The following is a 20,868-nucleotide window of genomic DNA, read 5'->3' as shown; positions in this document are numbered from 1 at the left end:
CCGGCTCGTCGAAGGCCAGGCCGTCACGAACTGGAAGCAGGCCCTCGCCCAGCTCGCCGCGGCCTACCCCGACCGGATCAACCCCTACCTGTGACCACCCCGCTTACACAGACAAGTTGACACGCCCCCTTCTCATCCAAGGTGTCCCCGTGCTCCGTCATCTGGAAAGTGTCCGTCAGCACAATCCCATTGAACGGTTCGTACCCGACCGCCGCGGCATCGTCCCCGCGCGCCGCGGCCTGCTCCACCATGAGGCCGTGGAACGTGGCCTCGATGTTGATGGCCGCAATGTAGTAGGCCATAAGCAGCAGCTCATTGGCGTGCAGCTCCTGCGTGTACTTGCGCAGCAGATCCTCCGGCCGGATCAGCCCGGACTGCAGCAGCCGCACCACGAAGGTGCCCGTGCCCGTGAACGGATCCAGCACGTGCACGCCCTCATCCGTGACGCCCACACCGAAGTTCTCTCGCAGCGCCTCGTCCACGGCACGGAGGATGAAGTCCACCACCTGCACCGGCGTGTACACGATCCCCAGGGATTCCGCCGTCCGCGGGAACGCCAGCTTGAAGAACCGCTCGTACAGCTCCGTGATGATCTTCTGCTTGCCCTCGGCGCTCTCGATGCCCTCAGCGCGCACCCGCACACCCCGGTAGAACTCCTCGAGGGAGTCCACCTCCGTCTCCAGGTTGCACGAGTCCAACACCTGCACCATGGCGTCCATCACCTGGGACACCGGATTGTGCGCCGCGAAGGAGTAGTCCTCGAACAGCGCCTCGAACACGGGCTTCGTGATGAGGTGCTGGGAGAGCATCTCTACCGCGTCCCGCTCGGTGATGGACTCGTTCAGGTTGCCCTGCAAGCCCTCGAGGAACGCCGCGAACTCCTCCCGCGGCCGCAGGTCCGGGCCGTCCAGGATGCCGCGGATCCGGGTGATGTGCCGATCCGCAATGCCCTTAACGTCCTTGGCCCAGTCCTCCCAGTAGCGCCGATCCCCCACCTTGCGCACCAGACGCGCGTAGATGGCGTCCTTCCACTGCTGAGCGTCCTGCATGGCGAACAGGGCCTGACGCGTGCCCCGAACGGACTTGTCCTCGCCCGAGCCGGGAGCGCCGTCGTCCTCCGCGGCGTCCCCCGAACCGATACCGATTACCTGCACCCGGTCCTCCACAGACCGGCCCAGCGCGATCTGGTTGACCATCGCTTCGAAGCGGTCATCGTGGGCGCGCAGCGCCTGGAGCACGTCCCACACCACCTTGTACGCCTTCGAATCATTCAGCGCGGACTCCGGGTCCGCCGTCGCATCCACCGCGATGGGCAGGATGATGTAGCCGGTCTTCTTCCCGTCTGCTTTCCGCATGACCCGCCCCACGGACTGCACCACGTCCACCTGCGAGTTCCGCGGGCTCAGGAACAGCACCGCGTCCAGGGTGGGGACATCCACGCCCTCCGAGAGGCACTTGGCGTTGGAGAGGACCCGCACCGTGTTCTCCCCCGCCGACTGCTTCAGCCAGTCCAGCTCCCGTACCCGCTGCGCCATAGGGAACGTGCCGTCCACATGGGAGGCCTCCACCCGCAGGTCCGGGGTCATGGGGTCCGTAGAGGTGGCCAGCTGACGGCTCACCTGCTCGAACTGAAGGGCCAGCTGCTTCGACTCCTTGATGTTCCGTGCGAACGCCACCGCACGGTGCATCGGCGCGGCATCCACCTCATCCAGCCGGCCGCCGTCCACCCCGCGCTTGGCCAGCCCGTTCCAACAGCCCACAATCCGCGCGGCGTCGTCCAGGTCCAGGCCCTCGGTGTCCGCGAGCATCTGCTGGAAGGAGGCGCCGATCGCGTTGGTGTCCACCGCAAGGATCAGCACCTTGTAGTCCGTCAGGTGGCCCTGCTCCACCGCCTTGCCGAACCCCAGCCGGTGGAACTCCGGGCCGTAGATGGACTCATCGTCCATCGAGTAGACCGTGACCTGGTCCTGCGCGGCCTTCGCCTTGGCCTCCTGCACGTAGATGCGCGGCGTGGCCGTCATGTACAGGCGCTTGGCCGCCCGGATCTTCGCAGCGTCGTGGACCATCGTGAACACCGAGCCGTCCTGGCCCTGCTCGGTCACACCCGTGGTGCGGTGGGCTTCATCGCAGATGACCAGGTCGAACTCAGCGAGGCCGAGGTCCTGGGCCTGCCGGACCACGTCGATGGACTGGTACGTGGAGAAGACCACCGTCACAGCCTCGTCCCCGGTGGAGACGGCCGCGCGGGCCGCGAGCTTCGCCGGGTCCGTGCTGGCCGGGAAACCCAGGTCCGAGGCAGCGATGTCCTCACTGGCCCGGCGCCGCCCCACAGAAGCGTCCGAACACACGGCGAACGGGCGCAGCGGTACGTCCGCATTGGCCGTCCACTCATTCAGCGTCTGCTGCAGCAGCGCAATCGACGGCACCAGGAACAGCACCGTGCCGCCCACCGGCACCATCCGCTCCACCAGCTTCAGCGACGTGAACGTCTTGCCCGTTCCGCAGGCCATGATCAGGCGGCCACGGTCCTTGGTCTCGAACCCGGCCACGACGTCGTCGATCGCCTCCCGCTGGTAGCGACGGGGCTCCTTGCGTGGGCGCTGGGTCAGCTCCTCCGGACGCTCGAACGTGAAGTCGGACCAGTCGATGGCCGAGTCCACCAGCGTCTGGATCCCCACCCTGGTGACGTCCTTGGACTGGCCCGCCCGCGCGGCTTCCGCAGACGAGGACCACTCGAGCGCCGTGTCAATCACCATGCCGTTGGCGAAGTCCACCTTGCCCAGCTCGGTGAAGAATGAGTCAATGCTGCCCTTCTGCAGCTTCTTCTCCGGATCGAAGAACTTCACCTGGACGCCGGTGAGTTCACCGGTGTAGCGATCCTTCGCGACGATGTCGATACCGTTGTCTGGCCTATTCTCCCGACCGGGCCATTCGTTCCACAGCCACACGTTCGAGAACTGGTCTGCGAACTTCGGCTCCACCTCGAGGAAGCGCTTGGCCAGCCGCTCGAAGCGACGGCCCTGTTCCTGGCGGGAGAGCTCCGAGAGCCAGAGACGATCAAGCACCTCGTCGAAACCGACGCGGGACTCACCCCCAGGGTCCGCCTGGTCCATGGCGGAGGGGTCTGTCGAGGATGCGGCGTCCGGCGTCGAGATGGTCATGCGGACCATTGTGGCCCGTGAGCCGTAGCCGCACCCAACAGGCCTCGGGGTGTCGCTTGACGGACAACCTAGTGACACGACGCAAGCAGGAGAGCGCAACAGCGCTGTACCACGATAAAGCCCAGCGGGCCGGGACGCGTGGTCCCGGCCCGCTGGATGTGTGACAAGAGCGTTCCCCAATGGGAATTGCTGTCATCACATGGATTCACGTGTCAGCGGACACGAGTAGGGCGGATGCGAATGGTACGACGGATGCGAATGCGCACACGGGTTGCCACTGCAACCACCTCCTTCCAACTCGTAACGTCCCGACTCGTTCATTCGAGCCGTCTCCAAGACACGTACGTTTGGAATCCAACTGACAAGTTGACTCCGGGCACGATCTCGGAACTTCCTCGGGGCGGACGCGTTGCAGGCGTCCGCCCCGAAGTTTTTGTCAGAGCATGCAGCTCACGCAGCCCTCGACCTCGGTGCCCTCCAGCGCGAGCTGGCGCAGGCGGATGTAGTAGATCGTCTTGATGCCCTTCGTCCACGCGTAGATCTGCGCGCGGTTCAGGTCACGGGTGGTGGCCGTGTCCTTGAAGAACAGCGTCAGGGACAGGCCCTGGTCCACGTGCTGCGTCGCCGCGGCGTACGTGTCGATGATCTTCTCGTAGCCGATCTCGTACGCGTCCTCGTAGTACTCGAGGTTCTCGTTGGTGAGGTACGGCGCCGGGTAGTACACGCGGCCGAGCTTGCCCTCCTTGCGGATCTCGATCTTCGAGGCCACCGGGTGGATCGAGGAGGTCGAGTTGTTGATGTACGAGATCGAACCCGTCGGCGGGACGGCCTGCAGGTTGCGGTTGAAGATGCCGTGCTCCATGACGGAGGCCTTCAGCTCACGCCAGTCGTCCTGCGTGGGCAGGGCGATGCCGGCCTCAGCGAACAGCTCGGCGACGCGCTCGGTGGCGGGCGCCCACTCCTGGTCCGTGTACTTGTCGAAGAACTCCCCCGAGGCGTACTTCGAGTCCTCGAACCCGCCGAACCGCTGGCCGGTCTCGATCGCGATCCGGTTCGAGGCACGCAGCGCGTGGAACAGCACCGCGTAGAAGTACATGTTCGTGAAGTCGATACCCTCCTCGGAGCCGTAGTGGACGCGCTCGCGGGCCAGGTAGCCGTGGAGGTTCATCTGCCCCAGGCCGATGGCGTGGGAGGCCGCGTTGCCCTTGGCGATGGACGGCACCGACTGGATGTCGGACATGACCGACACGGCCGTCAGCGCCCGGATCGCGGTCTCCACGGACCGGCCGAAGTCCGGCGAGTCCATGGTCTTGGCGATGTTCATCGAGCCGAGGTTGCACGAGATGTCCTGGCCCACGTGGGCGTAGCTCAGGTCCTCGTTGTACTCGGAGGCCTCGGAGACCTGCAGGATCTCGGAGCACAGGTTGGACATGGTGATGCGGCCCTTGATCGGGTTCGCGGCGTTCACGGTGTCCTCGAACACGACGTACGGGTAGCCGGACTCGAACTGGATCTCGGCGATGGTCTGGAAGAACTCGCGCGCGTTGATCTTGGTCTTCTTGATCCGCGCGTCGTCGACCATCTCGTAGTACTTCTCGGTCACGGAGATCTCGGAGAACGGCACCCCGTAGACACGCTCGACGTCGTACGGCGAGAACAGGTACATGTCCTCGTTCTTCTTCGCCAGCTGGAACGTGATGTCCGGGATCACGACGCCGAGGGAGAGGGTCTTGATGCGGATCTTCTCGTCCGCGTTCTCGCGCTTGGTGTCGAGGAAGCGGTGGATGTCCGGGTGGTGCGCGTTGAGGTACACCGCTCCGGCGCCCTGGCGCGCGCCGAGCTGGTTGGCGTAGGAGAAGGAGTCCTCGAGGAGCTTCATCACGGGGATGACGCCGGAGGACTGGTTCTCAATCTGCTTGATGGGCGCGCCGTGCTCGCGGATGTTGGTCAGCGAGAGGGCCACGCCACCGCCGCGCTTGGACAGCTGCAGGGCGGAGTTGATGCCGCGGGCGATCGACTCCATGTTGTCCTCGATGCGCAGCAGGAAGCAGGAGACGAGCTCGCCGCGCTGCTTCTTGCCCGAGTTGAGGAACGTGGGGGTGGCCGGCTGGAAGCGGCCGGCGATCATCTCGTCCACCAGGTGGGTGGCCAGCTCCTGGTCGCCCCGGGCCAGGTGGAGGGCGACGACGGCGACGCGGTCCTCGTAGCGCTCGAGGTAGCGCTTGCCGTCGAAGGTCTTCAGGGCATACGAGGTGTAGAACTTGAACGCGCCGAGGAAGGTCGGGAAGCGGAACTTGGCCTTGTAGGCACGATCGAACAGGCCCCGGATGAACTCGAACGGGTACTGCTCGAACGTCTCGGTCTCGTAGTAGTCGTTCTTCTGCAGGTAGTCGAGCTTCTCCTCCAGGTCGTGGAAGAACACCGTGTTGGTGTTGACGTGCTGCAGGAAGTACTGGCGCGCGGCCGCGTGGTCGGCCTCGAACTGGATGCGACCGTCGGCGCCGTAGAGGTTCAGCATGGCGTTGAGCTCGTGGTAGCCGAGGTTCTGCCACTCGGCGGGCATGTTCTTCGCCTGGCGGATGAGGTCCGCCTCGGTGGGTGCGGTGGTGGTCATGTCCACAGTCCTTCCAGGCCGCCGCGGACGCGTTCGACGTCGTCGGGCGTGCCCATCAGCTCGAATTTGTACATGAGGGGCACCTGGCACTTGCGGGAGATGATGTAGCCGGCCAGGCAGTAGCCCTCATGGAAGTTGGTGTTCCCGGACGCGATCACGCCCCGAATCCAGTGACGGTTCTCCGGGACGTTGAGGAACTTGATCACCTGCTTCGGGACCGCGCCCGGCCCGCTGCCCCCGCCGTAGGTGGGGGTCAGCAGGACGTACGGGGCGGTGGCCCCGAGGGTGGGCTCCCGGGTGATCAACGGCAGTCGAGCCACCCGGTCCTCGGGCAGCTCGAGCTTCTCGACGAAGCGGTGCGTGTAGTTGGAGGCGGAGGAGAAGTAGATCAGTCCCGCGTCGGTGGGGACGAGCCCCTGCGCCTCGGCCGAGCGGATGTGGCCCGGGTCCGCGGCGACGGTCATGTCGACTCCGGTCAGGCCACCGATGCCGCGGCGGACTCGGCGAGCTCGGCGATCTTGTCCGGGCGGAAGCCGGACCAGGAGTCGGTCTCGGTGACGACGACGGGGGCCTGCATGAAGCCGAGGGCACGGACGCGCTCGAGGGCGGCGGGGTCCTGGGACATGTCCACGACCTCGTAGGCGATGCCCTTCTTGTCCAGTGCACGGTAGGTGGCGTTGCACTGCACGCAGGCCGGCTTGGTGTACACGGTGACGGTCATGGCGATCCCTGTTCCTTCGTGGTCTCTGGTGGTCTGCGGGTGTCGGCGCGGCGCTCGCGAGGTGCATCGCGGGGCGTGCCGAACATCTGCGTCGATACTACATCTAGTGATCACGGCCGGGAACCATCCCTACATGTAGTAGTCACACCGCTGTAGTTACGTATCCCCACCCTCTGCCCATCCTGTCCACACCCTGCTGTGCGAGACGATCCGCGCGGACATGCGGGACACGCCGGGACCGAGGTCGACTGTCCACAGCCGGTGGAGATCTCGGGGCCGGGTTCCCACAGCCGGAAAGTCGGGTTCGCCACGTCCGCGAGCGGCGTGTCCGGCCCCCGCGGACCACTACATGTAGGAGCCCGCCGCCGGCCGGCGTCGGAATACCCCGTGACCACCGGGGGTTGCCCCGGCATGAGCACCTCCCCCACCGTCACCCGCAATGACGCCGAGTCCCGCTACGAGCTCCACGACGGCGGCACACTGCTCGCCGTCCTCGACTTCCGGGACAACGGCGCGGCCGTCTCCCTGAACCGCGCGTTCACCATCCCGGTGCACCGCGGCCGGGGCCACGCCGCCGCGCTGACCGCGGGCGCCGTCGAGGACATCGCGACGAACGGCGGCCCCGCAGGGGGCCGCCGCATCGTGCCGATGTGCTGGTACGTCGCCCAGTGGTTCGACGAGCACCCGGAGAAGAGCGCGCTGCTCGCGCCCCGCTGACCGGCGCGGTCAGGCCGCGACGCGGTGCCGGCGCACCACGGCCAGGACGCCCGCGGCCAGCACCGCGACGGCGACGGGCCACGCCGCCGGACCACGCCCGGTCTCGACCGTGTCCGGCACCGTGTGCTCGCCGTCGGCCGGATCCGCAGGGGTCTCGGGCTCCGCCGGCGAGGTGGGAGTGTCGGGATCGGCCGGCTGGCCCGGAGCGTCGTCGAACAGGCCGGCCACGGGGAAGGTCACGAACCCCGGGATCCGCCCGTTCTCCCAGTCGTAGAGGTCTACGCGGGGATCGCCGAACCGCACGGTCACCGTCCGCGTCGTCGTCACGCCGTCCCTCGTGGCCCGCAGGGTGACGGTGTCGGATCCGGTGAAGCCCTCGGGCGCCTGGTACACGTAGCCGCGCGGCCCGCCGGTCTCCTCCTCCGTCACCTCGACGACCCGGCCCTCGGCCGGGCCCGCGACGAGCGTCAGCGGCGCCGCCTCATCGCCCGGGTTCGAGGAGATGAACACGTATCGCTCCCCCGGCGCCGCGAGCAGGGTGGTGTCCCAGACGGTGGGGAGCATGTGGAAGCCGAGCTCATGACGCTGGTCGGCGCGCAGTGGCTCGCCCGGGTCAGCATCGGTGAGGTCGGCGTCCGGACCGTAGGTGAGGGCGGCCACCTCGCCGCCCAGGACGTAGAGGGCGTAGACGACGGGGCCGGTCCCCGACTCGCCCAGGCTCCGCCGGGCCGCGGCGACGTCGAAGTCACCGCGCTCCAGCTCGTCGTCGTACGTGAACGGGACCTCGGTCTCGGCGCCGCGGGCCTCCCCCTCCAGCACCGGAGCCACCGTCAGGCGGACGTCGGACTCGTCCACCTCGAACTCGGTGCCGAAGGAGGCGCCGGTCTCACCCTCCGCGCTGGCCACGAGGAAGGATCCGCCAGGCAGGCCGTGCTCGGCGGTCCATCCGGCGGGGTGGGCGGGTGAGGCGAGGGCGGGGGTCGCCCCCACGAGAAGGACGCCGGCGCCCAGGGCGGCGGCGAGGCGGGTTGGTCGGGCGGTGCGCATCGTGCTCCTCCAGGGGTGCGGTGCTGCGACGGGCCGAAGGGTTCCCCGGCTCGGACGCCCGAGGTCGACCGGATGCCGCACTCGCCGCGTCGGCACGAATCTACGCCGCACGGACGTGATGCGGGTCACCGTCCGGTGACGAAGCGCTATCGACTCGGTCACGGCGACGCCCGATGCGGATCGGGCCGGCCTGCCGACGCGGCGCGTCAGCGGGACGCGCTGGGCGAGGGGCTTGCCCCGGAGGAGGGGCGCGGGGTGGCCTGCGCCGTGTCGGCCGGGCTGGGCGACGGGCTCGCCGATGCGGCGTCCCGCCCCCGCTGGTCCTCGGCGTCCCGGCCGGACGCGCTGGCGGAGCCCGAAGCGCTGGAGGAACTGGGCGAGCTCGACGACGGCAGCACCGGCTTCTGGGTGGCGCGGAAGTTGCGCACCCGCTGCACCGGCTCCGGGACGAAGTCCGAGGGGACGGAGCCGCCGTCGGCGCCGGTGCCCTCGATCTTGATGGGGCCGGTGAACCCGGACGGTTCCGCCGTGCGCGCCCCGCTCGACCCGATCACGCCCATCTCCCCGAGCGTCGCGGCCAAACTCTCCAGCTCCTTGCGATGGCCCTCGACCACGCTGGAGGCCAGCTCCTTCGCCGCGTCGTCCGAGCCGTCCTCCGCCTCCGTGGCGGAGATCGTCAGCGCGCCCTGATAGAGGCGGCGCATCTGGAGCAGGTAGATCCGTCCTGCCTCCTCCGGCTCGGCGGCGGCCAGCACGTTCTTCTCCCGGTCGGACAGGAGTCCGGCGCGCAACTCGTCGCCCACGATCTGGGTCGGCTCCGCGTCCTCCGTGGACTCGGGCTGCGCAGACGGGGTCGACTCGGCACCCGCACCGCGCACGTCATCCGAGGGGACGCCCCAGCCCTCGAGCATCGACTCGAGCCGGCGCGCCCGCTCCTCGTGCTCGGACTTCATCCGTTCGGCGGTGGCCCGGATCTCCTGGTCCACGCCGTCCTTGCCCAGCACCTCATCGGACTGCTGGATCGCGTCGCGGTGGTTGCGCAGCAGCAGACCCGCGAACTGGATGTCCGCCGCGAGCGGGTCGGCGGACGTCTGGCTGGGGCTGGCCAGCACGCCCTCCAGGTAGGTGTTCCCCGCCTCCGTGCCACCGGTCTGTCCGGGCTCCTCGGCGACGCTGCAGCCGCCGGTGGCCAGGGTGATGCTCAGGAGCGCCCCTCCGACGGCCACGCTCCAGCGGCGGGGGCGCACGCGGGCGGGGGCGATGTCGGCTCGGCTCATGGGCGCAGGTCCTCTCGGCGGTCGTCACCCGGTCACGGGGTCAATGGCGGTCCGACGCGGTCGGCCGCCCCGGCCTCCCCAGGGTACCCCTCCGGCCTCCCTGCCCCGGGGTCGCCGCGGCCTCAGGCGACGCGGGTGGCCTGCACCACCCAGTTGTTGAAGGCGTTCCCGGCCATCCCGGTGCCCGGCACGAGGTCGCACGTGATCAGCGTGACCTTCGCGTCGTCGCCCCCGGGCTCCCAGGCCCAGCGGTGCGCCGGATCCTGGGTGAGCGCCTCCTTCTCCACCGAGACCGCGTCCGCGTCCGCCTCGAAGGCGGCCTGCGTGCCGTCGTCGTACGTCACCACGACGACGGCGCCCGCCCGCACGTCGCCCAGGTTCCAGAACACGTCCCGCACGCCGTAGTAGACGACGTGCCCGGCCAGGACCCCCGCGTACGGGGAGCGCTCCCCCGGCGTGGTGCCCCACTGCGGCGGACCGTACCAGCCGACCGTCTGCGGCTCCGGGTCCAGGTCGCCGCCCTCGTCCAACTGCGTGAGGTCGATCCCCGCTCCGACGATCTGCTCGCCGTCCTGGTGGACGTCCACGTGCACGGGTGTCGCCGTGATCTCGTCCCACGGGGCGGCGGGGCCGGAGAGGTGGGCGGCCGCGGCGGGGGCCGGCTCCTCGGTGGGGGTCGGCTCCTCGGACGGCGTGGGCTCCGCCGATGTGGGCGTGCCGGCGGGTTCCTGGGTCCCGCCGGGAACCGCCGCTTCGCCCGTGGGTGCCGCGGAGGACGGGGTCGGCGTCGGGGTCGGTGTGGCCGTCGGTGCAGGGCTGGGCGTGGAGCGTGCTGAGGACGACGGCGACGGGGTCGCGGACGCCGTGGCGCTGAGGGTGGGGGCAGCGCTGATCGGCACGGCGCCGACCGCCAGCACCCCGCGCAGCGCGAGGAACACGAGGCCCAGGCACAGCAGCACCAGGACCACCCACAGGGCGCGTCGGACGGTGGTGTTCATCCGGGTTCTCCCCTCGTCTGCATCGGCCCGGCCCGCCCGGGGCCGTGTCCGACGACGGCATGGTCTCACGCGCTCCGGCCTCAGCCCGGCGCGTCGTCCGTTCGGGACGGCCGAGGCGGCCGGGACGCGGGTGCGCCCCGGCCGCCTCGGCGCGGGCGCCGGGTCGATCGGAGTGGGCGTGGAGTCGCCCGGCAGGTCGAGCACCTCGACGGTGAACTCGACCGTGCGGGTGACGCCGTTCGCGGTCACCACCACGGTGGAGGTGTGAGGTGGGTCAGGGACACCTCGACCCCATCTGCCACATGTGCATCTGGTGAGCGCTGCCTGACCACAGCCGCCGAATCACTCACTCTTCATGTGAGACGCCGCATCCCCGGGCTCGGCATAGCGGTCCCAGACGAAGGCCTGCAGCCGACGGGCGATCGCCTCCAGCGTCTCGGCGGCGAAGTGGTCCTCCCGCCATGCCGCGTGCAGTCGCACCGTGAGCGTCCGCCCCTGCGCGATGACCCGCACCGGCGTCAACCCGAAGGCCGGGTCCTCGGTGACGACGGCGACGCCCGCCCCCGTCGCGACCAGGGCCTGGGCCACCCGCCCGGAGTTCGCCTCGACGAGGGCCGGCGGCGTGAGGCCCGCCACGGCCACGGCGCCGTCGAGGACGCGCCGCGCCATGAAGGTGCGGGCGGGCGCGACGACGGGCTGGGCCACGAGGTCGTCGAGGGACACCCGCGTCCGGCCCGCCCAAGGGTGACCCGGGGCGACGTACGCCCAGACCGGCAGGTCCATCAGCGGCAGCGACGCGACGGAGGGCGGCGGCACCGTCGGCATCACCACGAGGTCGTGCCGCGCGACGGCGTCGAGCAGCGAGTCGTCCAGCTGGGTCTCCGCGACGCGCGGGCGCGGGTCCTCCTCCCCGAAGGTGGCCACGAACGGCAGCACGACGTCGATGAGGGTGGTGCCCGGCGCGGCCACGGCCACGTCCGTGAGCCGACCGGAGGCGAGCGCGCGGGCCGCCTGCTCCGCCCGTCGATGGGCGACGAGGACCTCGCGCGCCACCGGGAGGAACGCCTCGCCGGCCGTCGTCAGCTCGAGCCGACCGGCGACCCGGGCGAACAGGGGCAGGCGCAGCTCACGCTGAAGCCGCTGCAGCTGCCGACTGAGCGCGGACTGTACGAGATCCAGGCGGATCGCGGCCCCCGAGACCGTGCCGACCTCTGCCACCGTGACGAAGGCCCTGAGCAGTTTCTCCTCCATGCCGAATGAGCATAGCCACCATGCAAGATCATCACTGGACGGCATGCACTCAACGCCCCACCATGGGAGGACGCGGCCCGACGCGTCGTCGTCGTGCCCACCCGTCGTCCCCGCTCCCGTGAGCCGTCCCCAGGAGGCATCCCCATGACCGCCACCCCCGACCTCGAGCAGACCCGCCACCTGGCCACCGAGCTGCCCGGCCCTCGCTCCCGTGAGCTCGCCGAGCGCCAGAAGCGCGCCGTCCCGGCCGGCGTGGCCACCACCATGCCGGTGTACGCGGCCCGCGCCGCGGGCGGCATCCTCGAGGACGTGGACGGCAACCGCCTGATCGACCTGGCCTCCGGCATCGCCGTCACCTCCGTGGGCGCCTCCCACCCGCGCGTCGTGGCCGCCGTCCAGGAGCAGGTCGCGCAGTTCACCCACACCTCGTTCATGATCACGCCCTACGAGGGCTACGTGGCCGTGGCCGAGCAGCTGGACCGCACCAGCCCGATCCCCGGCGAGACCCGCACCGCCCTGTTCAATTCCGGCGCCGAGGCCGTGGAGAACGCCGTCAAGGTGGCCCGCGCCTACACCGGCAAGCAGGCCGTGGCCGCGTTCGACCACGCCTATCACGGCCGCACCACCCTGACGATGGCGCTGACCGCCAAGTCCATGCCCTACAAGCACAGCTTCGGACCGTTCGCCCCCGAGATCTACCGCGTGCCCGGCTCCTACCCGCTGCGGGACGGCCTGTCCGGCGCCGAGGCCGCGCAGCGCGCCATCTCCGCGCTGGAGAAGCAGATCGGTGCCGACAACCTGGCCGCCGTGATCATGGAGCCGATCCAGGGCGAGGGCGGCTTCATCGTCCCGGCCGAGGGCTTCCTGCCGGCCGTGGTCGAGTGGTGCAAGGCCAACGACGTCCTGTTCATCGCGGACGAGGTCCAGTCCGGCATCGCCCGCACCGGCGCCTGGTTCGCCTCCGAGACCGAGGGCATCGAGCCGGACCTGATGGCGACCGCCAAGGGCATCGCCGGCGGCATGCCGCTCTCCGGCGTCACCGGCCGCGCCGAGGTGATGGACTCCGTGCACCCGGGCGGCCTCGGGGGCACCTACGGCGGCAACCCCGTCGCCACGGCGGCGGCGCTCGCCGTGTTCGAGGCCGTCGAGGAGGACGGTCTCCTGGAGAAGGCCCGCCGGATCGAGCAGGTCATCCGCGAGCACTTCGCGCAGAACGCCGACGACCGCATCGCCGAGGTCCGCGGCCGCGGCGCGATGATGGCGATCGAGTTCGTGGACCCCGCCACCGGCGAGCCGGACGCGACGCTGACCGCCACCGTGGCCGCGGCCGTGCGCGCCGCCGGCGTCATCCTGCTCACCTGCGGCACCTACGGCAACGTCGTACGCTTCCTGCCGCCGCTGACCATCGGTGAAGACCTCCTCAAGGAGGGCCTGAGCGAGGTCACGAACGCGCTGCAGTCCGCCTGAGCCCCCGCCACCGGCGGACCGACGACGACGGCCCCGCATCCCTGCCCGGGATGCGGGGCCGTCCGCCTGTCGGCGGAGGACTCAGATGTCGTCCTCGTACGCGGGGCCGCCTTCGTTCTCCATGGCCTCGATGCGCCGGGACTTCTCGGCGGTGAAGATCCGGCGGACCCCCGTGCCGCCGAACTCGTCCTCCGGGACCAGCCCGACGCCGTACTTCAGCAGGGCCTTCTCCAGACGCAGACGCTCGTCCACCCGCAGGTCGGCCAGCCCCTTCTCGAAGCGGCGCAGCTGCTCCTTCTCGAGACCGGCCGCGGTGGCCAGGGTGCGGACACTGACCTGGGCGAGAGCGCGGCCGGCGCGCGCCACGTCGAAGGTAATCGGGGTGGGGTACATCAGACATTCTCGATTCTGCAGTTCTCGACGGGGATCCGGTCCATGATGGCCACGCCCCGGATGAAGGGACAAGGGCGCGCCAGCCTAGAACCCGCTGTGTGACAGGCGCGTCGCTGACGGAGACGGCCCCGGCCGACGATCGGGGAGAATATGGCGGTCATCACTTCCCCACCCCCCGAGAAAGGGGGCTCCATGAGCCACGTGACCTCCTCCCCGCCCGCGACAGGGCCGGGTCTCAAGAAGACCCTCTCGTCGCTCGACGCCTACGCCATGGGCTTCGGCGCCATGATCGGCTTCGGCTGGGTCGTCCTCGTGGGCGGCTGGCTCAAGGACGCCGGCACCATGGGCTCGATCATCGCGATCGTCTCCGGCGGCCTGATCATGACCGTCGTCGCGCTGGTGTACGCCGAGCTCGTCGCAGCGATCCCGAAGGCCGGCGGCGAGCATCACTACCTGCTGCGTGGCATGGGCGCGCGGTGGAGCTTCCTCGGTTCGTGGGGCATCACGGGCGGCTACATCTCGATCGTCGCGTTCGAGGCCGTCGCCCTCCCCCGCACCGCCGCGTACATCTGGCCCGAGATCGAGTCGATCCCGCTGTGGAACGCCTTCGGCTCGGACGTCTACCTCGTCTGGGCGCTGGTCGGCGCCGGGGCCGCCGTGGTCATCACCTGGATCAACTACATCGGCGTCAAACTGGCCGGCATCGTGCAGACGATCGTCGTCGCCACGCTGCTCGTCATCGGCGCTCTCCTGGTGTTCGGGGCCGGAACGGGTGGCTCCGTCGCGAACTTCGAGCCCCTCTTCACGGACGCCCGGGGCCTCTTCACGGTGATGGTCGTCGTGCCGTTCCTCTTCGTGGGCTTCGACGTCATCCCGCAGTCGGCCGAGGAGCTCAACATGCCCCCTCGCCGCATGGGCGTGATGATCATCGTCTCGGTGGCCGCCGCGACCCTCTGGTACATCATGGTGATCCTGACGAACGCGTCCTCGATGCCCCGTGAGCAGCTCGTGAACTCCGACCTCGTGACGGCTGACGCCATGGCGGCCCTGTTCCACAGCCCGGCCATGGCCAACGTGCTGCTCGTGGGCGGCATGGCCGGCATCCTCACCTCCTGGATCGCCCTGCTCATGGGCGCGGCTCGCCTGCTCTACGCGATGGGCGTCTCGGGCATGCTGCCCCGCTGGTTCGGACACATCCACCCGAAGTACCGGACCCCGTCGAACGCGGTGCTGTTCATCGGCGTGCTCTCCATCGCGGCGCCGTTCTTCGGCGCGGGCGCCCTGGGCTGGTTCGTCGACTCCGGATCCCCGTCCATCGTGTTCACCTACATGATGGTCTGCGTCGTGTTCCTGCTCCTGCGCCGCCGCGAGCCGGAGATGGACCGCCCCTTCCGCGCGGGCGGCGCGACCGCCGGGCGAGTGCTGGGCGTGACCGGTGTGATCCTCACTGCGGGGCTGCTCAGCCTCTACATTCCGGGGATGCCCGCCTCCATCGCCCCGATGGCCTATGCCTTCTTCGGCCTGTGGTGGCTGCTCGGCTTCGTTTTCCTGTTCCGCATCCCGCGCGGGATCACCCCGGGCGAGGACGCAGAGGAGCGTCTGCTGGAACGTCTGGCGCGTCACTGACTCATCGCTCCCGCCTCGCCGGGGGACGCGGACGGGCCCGCCTCCGGTCACCGGAGGCGGGCCCGTCGTCGTCGTGGGGTGTCAGTCCTGGACGAAGTACGTCTGCTTGTTGACGAACTCGTCCATGCCGAGCGGGCCGAGCTCGCGGCCGAAGCCGGAGCGCTTGACGCCGCCGAAGGGGATCTCCGCCCCCTCGCCCGCCGGCGTGTTGACGTTGGCCATGCCGACCTCGAGCTGCCGGGCGATCCGCTCGGCCTTGGCCTCGTCCTGGGAGAACACGGCGCCGCCCAGGCCGTACTGGGAGTCGTTGGCGAGGGCGAGCGCCTCGTCCGCGGACTCCACCTTGTAGACGACGGCGACGGGGCCGAAGAGCTCCTCGCGGTAGGCGTCCATCTCGGAGGTGACGCCCGTGATCACGGCCGGGGCGAAGCGGGCGCCCGCCTCGTCCGTGACGGTCCCACCGACATGGACGGTCGCCCCCTGCTGCCGGGCCCGCTCCACCTGCTCGGCCAGGCGCTCGGCGGCACCGCGCGAGGACAGCGGGGTGAACACCGTCGGGTCCTCGTCGGCGGCCTCCCCGGGCTTCATGGCCTCGGCCAGGGACACCAGCTCGGCCACGAAGGCGTCGTGGATGTCCGCCGTGACGATCATGCGCTTGTTGGAGTTGCAGGCCTGGCCCATGTTGTACATGCGGGTCGCCCACGCGGTGCGGGCGGCCTCGGCCGGGTCCTCGGCGTCGAGCACGATGTACGGGTCCGACCCGCCGAGCTCGAGGACGGCCTTCTTGAGGTGCTGGCCCGCGAGCGCGCCGATCACGGAGCCGGCCCGCTCGGAGCCGGTCAGGGACACGCCGGCCACGCGCGGGTCGGCGATGAACTCGGCGATCTGGTCGTGCGTGGCGAAGACGTTGGTGTACACGCCGGCCGGCACGCCGGCGTCGTCCATGATCTGCTGCACGGCCAGGGCCGAGCGCGGGCAGATCTCGGCGTGCTTGAGCACGATCGCGTTGCCGAGCATGAGGTTCGGCGCGGCGAAACGGGCGATCTGGTAGTACGGGAAGTTCCACGGCATGACGCCCAGCAGCACACCCAGGGGCAGGTGGCGGATCATGGCGCGGCCGCCCCCGTAGGTCTCGATGGGGCGGTCCGCGGCGAGGGTGGGGCCCTTGTCCGCGAAGTAGCCGAAGATGGCCGAGCTGAACTCCGCCTCCTCGACGCCCTCGGTCACGCGCTTGCCCATCTCGGTGGCGATGATCTGCGCGAGCTCGTCCTTGCGCTCCTCGAAGAGGTCCGCGACCTTCTGCACGATGGTGGCGCGCTCCTCGATGGGGCGGGCGGCCCACGCACGCTGGGCGGTCTCGGCGGCGGCCAGCAGCTGGTCGACCTCACCGTCGGCGAGGGTCGGGAAGGTCTCCACGACCTGGTCGGTGCTGGGGTCCTGCACGCGATAGCCGGTGGGGGTGCTCATGAGTGCGTCCTCTCGTTCGGGTCCCGGACCACGGCAGTGCCGTCGTCGTCCGGACGGATGATCGGGATGGGTCGGGTCGAGTCCGTCTGCGGCAGGGTCTCGCCACGGAAGTAGGCCGGGTGGCGCAACCGCGTCCACATCATCAGTACCACGCCGATGGCCAGCACGCCCATGCCCAGGATGAACACCGTGCCCACGCCGAACACGGTCGAGCCGGAGCCGTAGTCGGGGTCGGTGGAGTCCAGCGCGGTCACGCAGAACATCACCAGCAGCACGAGGCCGGGGAGCACCGCGAAGATCGGCTCCTGGCTGTCCGGGTTGCCCGCGCCCATGGCGGGCCTCGGCGACTGACCTACGGACCGCCGGCCGCGTGTCATGCCGGCACGGACGCGCCGCCCCTCCGCGTGAGAGGGGCGGCGCGTCGACGGATCTGTGTGCGGCGGGCTGTCAGTCGGTCAGTCCCAGACGACGGCGGGCCGCGACCAGCACCCCCGCGGCGGCGGCGCCGAGGCCGGCCAGCCACCAGCCGGTGGACTGCCCCGTCTCGACGGTGTCCGGGGTCGTGTGCTGCTCGTCGGCGTCGTCCTCGACCGGAGCGGGCTGCTTCTCCGCGCCCTCCGGAGCCGGGGCGGCCTCGTCGCCCCGGAACGCGGCGAGCGCCGCAGCGGTGTGCGGGTCGGTCAGGTCGAGCGGCTTCCCATTGAGGACGCCGTCCTCGGCATCGAGGAAGCCGTCGTACGCGGCGGGGATCTCCTCGCCGACATGCACGGTGACGGTCTGGACATGGGCGACATGGTCGCTGTGGAAGTCGACGGTGAAGGTGTCCGTGCCGACGAAGCCCTCGTCGGGGATGTACCAGGCACGGAGCTCGGAGTGCTCCGAGTCACGGAACGCGAAGACCTCACCGTGGGCCGGCTCGGCCACGACCGCCGCGTAGGTGTTCTCCATCGTCGGCGCGGCGACCAGGTGAACGATCTCGGCACCCTCCACCCCAGGTGCCAACTGCATGGCCGAGTCCCAGGCCAGGGGCCGGTCCCCGAGGTGGCCCGTCTGCGGTCCGTCGACGGAGTGCACGGCCGCCCCCTGATCGTCGGCGAGGTCAGCGTCCGCCTGGAGCGTGATGCCCATGTTCAGCATCTGCCCGTCCACTTCCACGTCGTACCGGACGAGGCCTTCCCCGGCCGCGCCGAGCGCGCGGCGGGTCTCGAGGACGTCCACGACGCCGCCATCGATGACGTCCAGGGCCGTGAACTCGACCTCCTGGCCGCCCTCCAGGCGGGTGCCGTCCTCGGCCACCGGGGTGAGCGTGAGCGTGAGGTCCTCCGGGTCGTAGCCGTCGTAGGTCTGGAAGAAGGCGGCGGTGACGTTCTCGTGGTCGACGGCCTGGAAGGAGCCGGCCTGGGGGCCATGGCCGTCGTCCCAGGCGGCGGCGGGGCCGGCGAGGGCGACGGACGTGACGAGGCCTGCGGTGGCGACGGCGGCGGGCAGGTGACGGAGGGAGGGACGACGGGTACGGATGACGGACATGGCAGCTCCTCACTGAGTCGGCCGGACAGGGCCGGCGGCCCCCGCCTCTGCAGCACCGGCGTTCCGGGCTCCACGGGTGGGGACGCCTCGAGTCTGTCCGCCGAGAGCCTGCCGTGAAAGGGCTGTGCGACGTCGATGCGTGATCGACGCGGGACTGCAACCCGGCCGTGACCGGCGGGGGTGCTGTGCGGGCGCGGAGCGCAGAGGGGTCACGACGGCGAGCCGGCCGCCACGACGACGAAGGCCCGGTCCGTACGGACCGGGCCTTCTGACGGGTGGAGGTAAGGGGATTCGAACCCCTGACCTTCTGCATGCCATGCAGACGCGCTACCAACTGCGCCATACCCCCAGGTGGGTGGTGACTCCGTTTCCGGCGGACCGGCCGGAGCACCTGGATAGGATACCCGGCCCGCGGCAACCGCGCAAACCGGCTGGGCGGCGTCGATGGACCGACGCGGCCCCACGGCCTAGCGTGCAGGAGACACCCCCACGCCCACCGCCCACCAGGAGGCCCCCGATGTCCCCCACCGACGCACCGATCCCCACCGCGCTGATCGGCTATGGGTTCGCCGGGAAGACGTTCCACGTCCCCCTGCTTCACGCCACGGAGGGACTCGCGCTCACCCATGTCGTCTCGAGCCGCCCGGACGCGGTGCACGCGGATCTGCCGGACGTCGTCGTGGTGCCCGACGTGGACGCGCTCCTGGCGTGGCACGACGTGGACCTCGTGGTGATCGCCGCCCCGAACGACCAGCACACGCCGCTCGCGCGCGCCGCCCTCAGGGCGGGCAGGCACGTGGTGGTGGACAAGCCGTTCACGCTGAGTCTCGCCGAGGCGCGGGAGCTGCGCGACCTCGCGGCCGAGACGGGGCGGGTGCTGCGGGTGTTCCAGAACCGCCGCTTCGACAGCGACTTCCTGGGCATCGCCGAGCTCGTCCGCTCCGGCCGGCTCGGAGACGTCGTCCACCTCGAGTCCCGGATCGACCGCTTCCGCCCGACCGTCCGGAGCCGCTGGCGGGAAGCCTCGGTGCCCGGGGGCGGCATCTGGTTCGACCTCGGACCGCACCTGGTCGACCAGGCGCTCCTGCTCTTCGGCGTCCCCGAACGCGTGGACGCCGACCTCGCGGCCCTGCGTCCGGGTGCCCCGGTCGAGGACTGGGCGCACTGCGTGCTGCAGTATCCGGGCCGGCGCGTGGTCCTGCAGGCGTCGATGCTCGTGGCCGGCGGCAGCCCGCGCTTCGCGGTCCACGGCACGCGTGGCACCGCGGTGAAGGAACTGCCGGATCAGCAGGAGGCGCAGCTGCGCGCGGGTCTGCTCCCCGGCGCCGAGGGCTGGGGCGTCGACCCGGACCCGATCCTCCTGCACGACGGGGAGGGGAACACCGAGCGCGTCCCCGCGCCCACCGGAGCCCAGCAGCGGTCCTACACGGGTGTGCGCGACGCGATCCTGGGCCGCCCGAACGGTGACGCCGCCACCCCCGACCAGGCCGTCGCCGTGATGGCGGTGCTCGAGGCCGCCGTCGCCTCGGCGCGGGAGGGCCGTGCGGTGGAACCCGCACTCACGGCGGTCGAGCGCGCCGCGTACCCCGGCGTGTCCCCCGCACCGACCGCGGCGGAGCGACATCACCGCAGTGCCGCAGCGCGGTGATGTCGCAGGGCGGCGGTCGCCGCCCGGGCCCGCACGGGAGCCCGACGACGACGAAGGCCCGGTCCGTACGGACCGGGCCTCCTGACTGGTGGAGGTAAGGGGATTCGAACCCCTGACCTTCTGCATGCCATGCAGACGCGCTACCAACTGCGCCATACCCCCAGATGTGTGCGTCACCCGCGATGTTCACGCTCCGTTTCCGGGCCGTTCGCCTCGCTGGCAACTCGACCAGCGTACACGGTCCCCGCGCGGGCGCCAAATCGGCGTCCGGGCCGAGGCGCGCTCAGATGCCGTAGCCCTCGAGGGTCCAGTCGCCCCAGCCCTCGGCCCCGGTGTCGGCAGTGAACGCGCCCTGCAGCACGGCGGCGCGAGCGTTGCCGATCCGTTCCATCGCCGCGAAGGCCTCGCCCTCGTGACGCAGGAGCAGCCCCGTGGCCGCGCGGATCAGCGCACCGTGGGCCACGACGAGCAGAGTCTGGGCACCACCGTCGCGCGGAGTGTCTGCCCAGTGCGGGGGCACGTGTCCGCGCAGCGCACGCAGGGCCCGCTCGCCGCCCCCGCGCAGGGTCTCCCCGCCCACGGGGCCGGCGTCGAGAGCCGGCTCGGGCCGCCAGAGGCGGTGCTCGTCCGGCCAGCGTTCCGCGATGGAACTGAGCTCCAGGCCCTCCCACTCTCCCCCGGCCAGCTCCATCAGCTCCGGGTCGACGGCCACGGACGCCGCGCCCACCCGGGCTTGGAGGACGATCTCGGCCGTGCGCCGCGCCCGGGCCAGCGGGGAGCACACGGCCACGAGCTCCTCCGCGTCCTCGATCAGGTCGCCCACGGGCCCGCCGGCGGCGCGACGCGCCTGGCCCTCCCCCTCGGCGTTCAGCTCGATGTCCGTGTGCCCCTGGTACCGGTCCAGGGCGTTCCAGTCGGTCTCGCCGTGTCGCAGCAGGATCAGGCGCATCTCCC

General features: G+C 70.5%; 18 protein-coding genes and 2 tRNA genes. 5 read left to right on the top strand and 15 right to left on the bottom strand.

What is annotated here, in order from left to right:
• Nucleotides 1–77: 77 nt before the first annotated feature.
• From O3T09_RS01940 to nrdH, 4 genes are all read right to left on the bottom strand, one after another.
• Nucleotides 78–3,161: a restriction endonuclease gene (locus O3T09_RS01940; RefSeq protein ID WP_269295304.1), complete on the bottom strand. Its 3,084-nt coding sequence runs from the start codon at nucleotides 3,159–3,161 to the stop codon at nucleotides 78–80.
• A 436-nt stretch (nucleotides 3,162–3,597) separates the two neighbouring features.
• Nucleotides 3,598–5,724, bottom strand: coding sequence for a class 1b ribonucleoside-diphosphate reductase subunit alpha (nrdE, locus tag O3T09_RS01935; RefSeq protein WP_180537555.1), 2,127 nt, complete (start codon nucleotides 5,722–5,724; stop codon nucleotides 3,598–3,600).
• 47 nt (nucleotides 5,725–5,771) lie between these two features.
• Nucleotides 5,772–6,239: a class Ib ribonucleoside-diphosphate reductase assembly flavoprotein NrdI gene (gene nrdI / locus O3T09_RS01930; RefSeq protein ID WP_119217330.1), complete on the bottom strand. Its 468-nt coding sequence runs from the start codon at nucleotides 6,237–6,239 to the stop codon at nucleotides 5,772–5,774.
• Between the two features lie 11 nt (nucleotides 6,240–6,250).
• Nucleotides 6,251–6,496, bottom strand: coding sequence for a glutaredoxin-like protein NrdH (gene nrdH, locus O3T09_RS01925; protein WP_036313172.1), 246 nt, complete (start codon nucleotides 6,494–6,496; stop codon nucleotides 6,251–6,253).
• Between the two features lie 411 nt (nucleotides 6,497–6,907).
• Between nrdH and O3T09_RS01920 the strand changes: the two genes are divergently transcribed.
• Complete coding sequence (locus tag O3T09_RS01920; RefSeq protein WP_036338933.1) at nucleotides 6,908–7,213, top strand: GNAT family N-acetyltransferase; 306 nt, start codon at nucleotides 6,908–6,910, stop codon at nucleotides 7,211–7,213.
• Between the two features lie 9 nt (nucleotides 7,214–7,222).
• Here O3T09_RS01920 and O3T09_RS01915 read toward each other — a convergent pair whose 3' ends face one another.
• The 3 genes from O3T09_RS01915 to O3T09_RS01905 form a co-directional block, all read right to left on the bottom strand.
• On the bottom strand, nucleotides 7,223–8,260 hold the full coding sequence (locus O3T09_RS01915; RefSeq protein WP_069941368.1) for a hypothetical protein: 1,038 nt from the start codon (nucleotides 8,258–8,260) through the stop codon (nucleotides 7,223–7,225).
• A 206-nt stretch (nucleotides 8,261–8,466) separates the two neighbouring features.
• Nucleotides 8,467–9,537 (bottom strand): DUF305 domain-containing protein, encoded by a 1,071-nt coding sequence (locus O3T09_RS01910; protein WP_063189608.1) that lies wholly within the window; start codon nucleotides 9,535–9,537, stop codon nucleotides 8,467–8,469.
• A 122-nt stretch (nucleotides 9,538–9,659) separates the two neighbouring features.
• A complete protein-coding gene (locus O3T09_RS01905) occupies nucleotides 9,660–10,535 on the bottom strand; it encodes a class F sortase (RefSeq protein ID WP_041103013.1) in 876 nt (291 codons plus the stop codon).
• Between the two features lie 130 nt (nucleotides 10,536–10,665).
• Between O3T09_RS01905 and O3T09_RS01900 the strand changes: the two genes are divergently transcribed.
• Complete coding sequence (locus tag O3T09_RS01900; RefSeq protein WP_176726076.1) at nucleotides 10,666–10,803, top strand: hypothetical protein; 138 nt, start codon at nucleotides 10,666–10,668, stop codon at nucleotides 10,801–10,803.
• Nucleotides 10,804–10,877: 74 nt separating this feature from the next.
• Here O3T09_RS01900 and O3T09_RS01895 read toward each other — a convergent pair whose 3' ends face one another.
• Complete coding sequence (locus O3T09_RS01895; protein ID WP_069941369.1) at nucleotides 10,878–11,786, bottom strand: LysR family transcriptional regulator; 909 nt, start codon at nucleotides 11,784–11,786, stop codon at nucleotides 10,878–10,880.
• 144 nt (nucleotides 11,787–11,930) lie between these two features.
• Between O3T09_RS01895 and gabT the strand changes: the two genes are divergently transcribed.
• A complete protein-coding gene (gabT, locus tag O3T09_RS01890) occupies nucleotides 11,931–13,253 on the top strand; it encodes a 4-aminobutyrate--2-oxoglutarate transaminase (protein ID WP_041103009.1) in 1,323 nt (440 codons plus the stop codon).
• Between the two features lie 81 nt (nucleotides 13,254–13,334).
• On the opposite strand, the gene O3T09_RS01885 is transcribed toward gabT, so the two are convergent.
• Complete coding sequence (locus tag O3T09_RS01885; RefSeq protein WP_036340936.1) at nucleotides 13,335–13,646, bottom strand: hypothetical protein; 312 nt, start codon at nucleotides 13,644–13,646, stop codon at nucleotides 13,335–13,337.
• 192 nt (nucleotides 13,647–13,838) lie between these two features.
• Between O3T09_RS01885 and O3T09_RS01880 the strand changes: the two genes are divergently transcribed.
• Complete coding sequence (locus tag O3T09_RS01880) at nucleotides 13,839–15,272, top strand: APC family permease (protein ID WP_069941371.1); 1,434 nt, start codon at nucleotides 13,839–13,841, stop codon at nucleotides 15,270–15,272.
• Between the two features lie 81 nt (nucleotides 15,273–15,353).
• Here O3T09_RS01880 and O3T09_RS01875 read toward each other — a convergent pair whose 3' ends face one another.
• The 4 genes from O3T09_RS01875 to O3T09_RS01860 form a co-directional block, all read right to left on the bottom strand.
• On the bottom strand, nucleotides 15,354–16,739 hold the full coding sequence (locus tag O3T09_RS01875; protein WP_069941372.1) for an NAD-dependent succinate-semialdehyde dehydrogenase: 1,386 nt from the start codon (nucleotides 16,737–16,739) through the stop codon (nucleotides 15,354–15,356).
• On the bottom strand, nucleotides 16,736–17,071 hold the full coding sequence (locus tag O3T09_RS01870; protein WP_069941373.1) for a hypothetical protein: 336 nt from the start codon (nucleotides 17,069–17,071) through the stop codon (nucleotides 16,736–16,738). Before O3T09_RS01870 ends, O3T09_RS01875 begins: the two co-directional genes overlap by 4 nt.
• A 115-nt stretch (nucleotides 17,072–17,186) precedes the next feature.
• Nucleotides 17,187–18,266 carry a hypothetical protein gene (locus tag O3T09_RS01865; RefSeq protein ID WP_069941374.1) on the bottom strand — a complete coding sequence of 360 codons (1,080 nt, stop codon included), beginning with the start codon at nucleotides 18,264–18,266 and terminating at the stop codon, nucleotides 17,187–17,189.
• 276 nt (nucleotides 18,267–18,542) lie between these two features.
• Nucleotides 18,543–18,615, bottom strand: a tRNA-Ala gene (locus O3T09_RS01860).
• Nucleotides 18,616–18,783: 168 nt separating this feature from the next.
• On the opposite strand from O3T09_RS01860, the gene O3T09_RS01855 reads away from it, so the two are divergent.
• Nucleotides 18,784–19,914, top strand: a complete 1,131-nt coding sequence (locus O3T09_RS01855) for an oxidoreductase (protein WP_269295303.1) — start codon at nucleotides 18,784–18,786, stop codon at nucleotides 19,912–19,914.
• A gap of 86 nt (nucleotides 19,915–20,000) precedes the next feature.
• Here O3T09_RS01855 and O3T09_RS01850 read toward each other — a convergent pair.
• Nucleotides 20,001–20,076: transfer RNA gene (locus O3T09_RS01850), tRNA-Ala, on the bottom strand.
• 121 nt (nucleotides 20,077–20,197) lie between these two features.
• Nucleotides 20,198–20,863 (bottom strand): histidine phosphatase family protein, encoded by a 666-nt coding sequence (locus tag O3T09_RS01845; RefSeq protein WP_269295302.1) that lies wholly within the window; start codon nucleotides 20,861–20,863, stop codon nucleotides 20,198–20,200.
• Nucleotides 20,864–20,868 lie beyond the last annotated feature (5 nt).

It is taken from the genome of Micrococcus sp. H39-S4, from assembly GCF_027158145.1.
Classification (GTDB): domain Bacteria; phylum Actinomycetota; class Actinomycetes; order Actinomycetales; family Micrococcaceae; genus Micrococcus; species Micrococcus luteus.
This window is presented reverse-complemented; position numbering and strand designations above follow the sequence as displayed.

Excerpts from the sequence above, each read along its gene's own strand:
- nrdI (WP_119217330.1), bottom strand. The coding sequence starts at position 6,239 with ATGACCGTCGCCGCGGACCCGGGCCACATCCGCTCGGCCGAGGCGCAG.
- O3T09_RS01845 (WP_269295302.1), bottom strand. The coding sequence starts at position 20,863 with ATGCGCCTGATCCTGCTGCGACACGGCGAGACCGACTGGAACGCCCTG.
- O3T09_RS01855 (WP_269295303.1), top strand. The coding sequence starts at position 18,784 with ATGTCCCCCACCGACGCACCGATCCCCACCGCGCTGATCGGCTATGGG.
- O3T09_RS01905 (WP_041103013.1), bottom strand. The coding sequence starts at position 10,535 with ATGAACACCACCGTCCGACGCGCCCTGTGGGTGGTCCTGGTGCTGCTG.
- O3T09_RS01875 (WP_069941372.1), bottom strand. The coding sequence starts at position 16,739 with ATGAGCACCCCCACCGGCTATCGCGTGCAGGACCCCAGCACCGACCAG.
- O3T09_RS01920 (WP_036338933.1), top strand. The coding sequence starts at position 6,908 with ATGAGCACCTCCCCCACCGTCACCCGCAATGACGCCGAGTCCCGCTAC.
- nrdH (WP_036313172.1), bottom strand. The coding sequence starts at position 6,496 with ATGACCGTCACCGTGTACACCAAGCCGGCCTGCGTGCAGTGCAACGCC.
- O3T09_RS01915 (WP_069941368.1), bottom strand. The coding sequence starts at position 8,260 with ATGCGCACCGCCCGACCAACCCGCCTCGCCGCCGCCCTGGGCGCCGGC.
- gabT (WP_041103009.1), top strand. The coding sequence starts at position 11,931 with ATGACCGCCACCCCCGACCTCGAGCAGACCCGCCACCTGGCCACCGAG.
- O3T09_RS01940 (WP_269295304.1), bottom strand. The coding sequence starts at position 3,161 with ATGACCATCTCGACGCCGGACGCCGCATCCTCGACAGACCCCTCCGCC.
- O3T09_RS01870 (WP_069941373.1), bottom strand. The coding sequence starts at position 17,071 with ATGGGCGCGGGCAACCCGGACAGCCAGGAGCCGATCTTCGCGGTGCTC.
- O3T09_RS01880 (WP_069941371.1), top strand. The coding sequence starts at position 13,839 with ATGAGCCACGTGACCTCCTCCCCGCCCGCGACAGGGCCGGGTCTCAAG.
- O3T09_RS01885 (WP_036340936.1), bottom strand. The coding sequence starts at position 13,646 with ATGTACCCCACCCCGATTACCTTCGACGTGGCGCGCGCCGGCCGCGCT.
- O3T09_RS01865 (WP_069941374.1), bottom strand. The coding sequence starts at position 18,266 with ATGTCCGTCATCCGTACCCGTCGTCCCTCCCTCCGTCACCTGCCCGCC.
- nrdE (WP_180537555.1), bottom strand. The coding sequence starts at position 5,724 with ATGCCCGCCGAGTGGCAGAACCTCGGCTACCACGAGCTCAACGCCATG.
- O3T09_RS01895 (WP_069941369.1), bottom strand. The coding sequence starts at position 11,786 with ATGGAGGAGAAACTGCTCAGGGCCTTCGTCACGGTGGCAGAGGTCGGC.
- O3T09_RS01910 (WP_063189608.1), bottom strand. The coding sequence starts at position 9,537 with ATGAGCCGAGCCGACATCGCCCCCGCCCGCGTGCGCCCCCGCCGCTGG.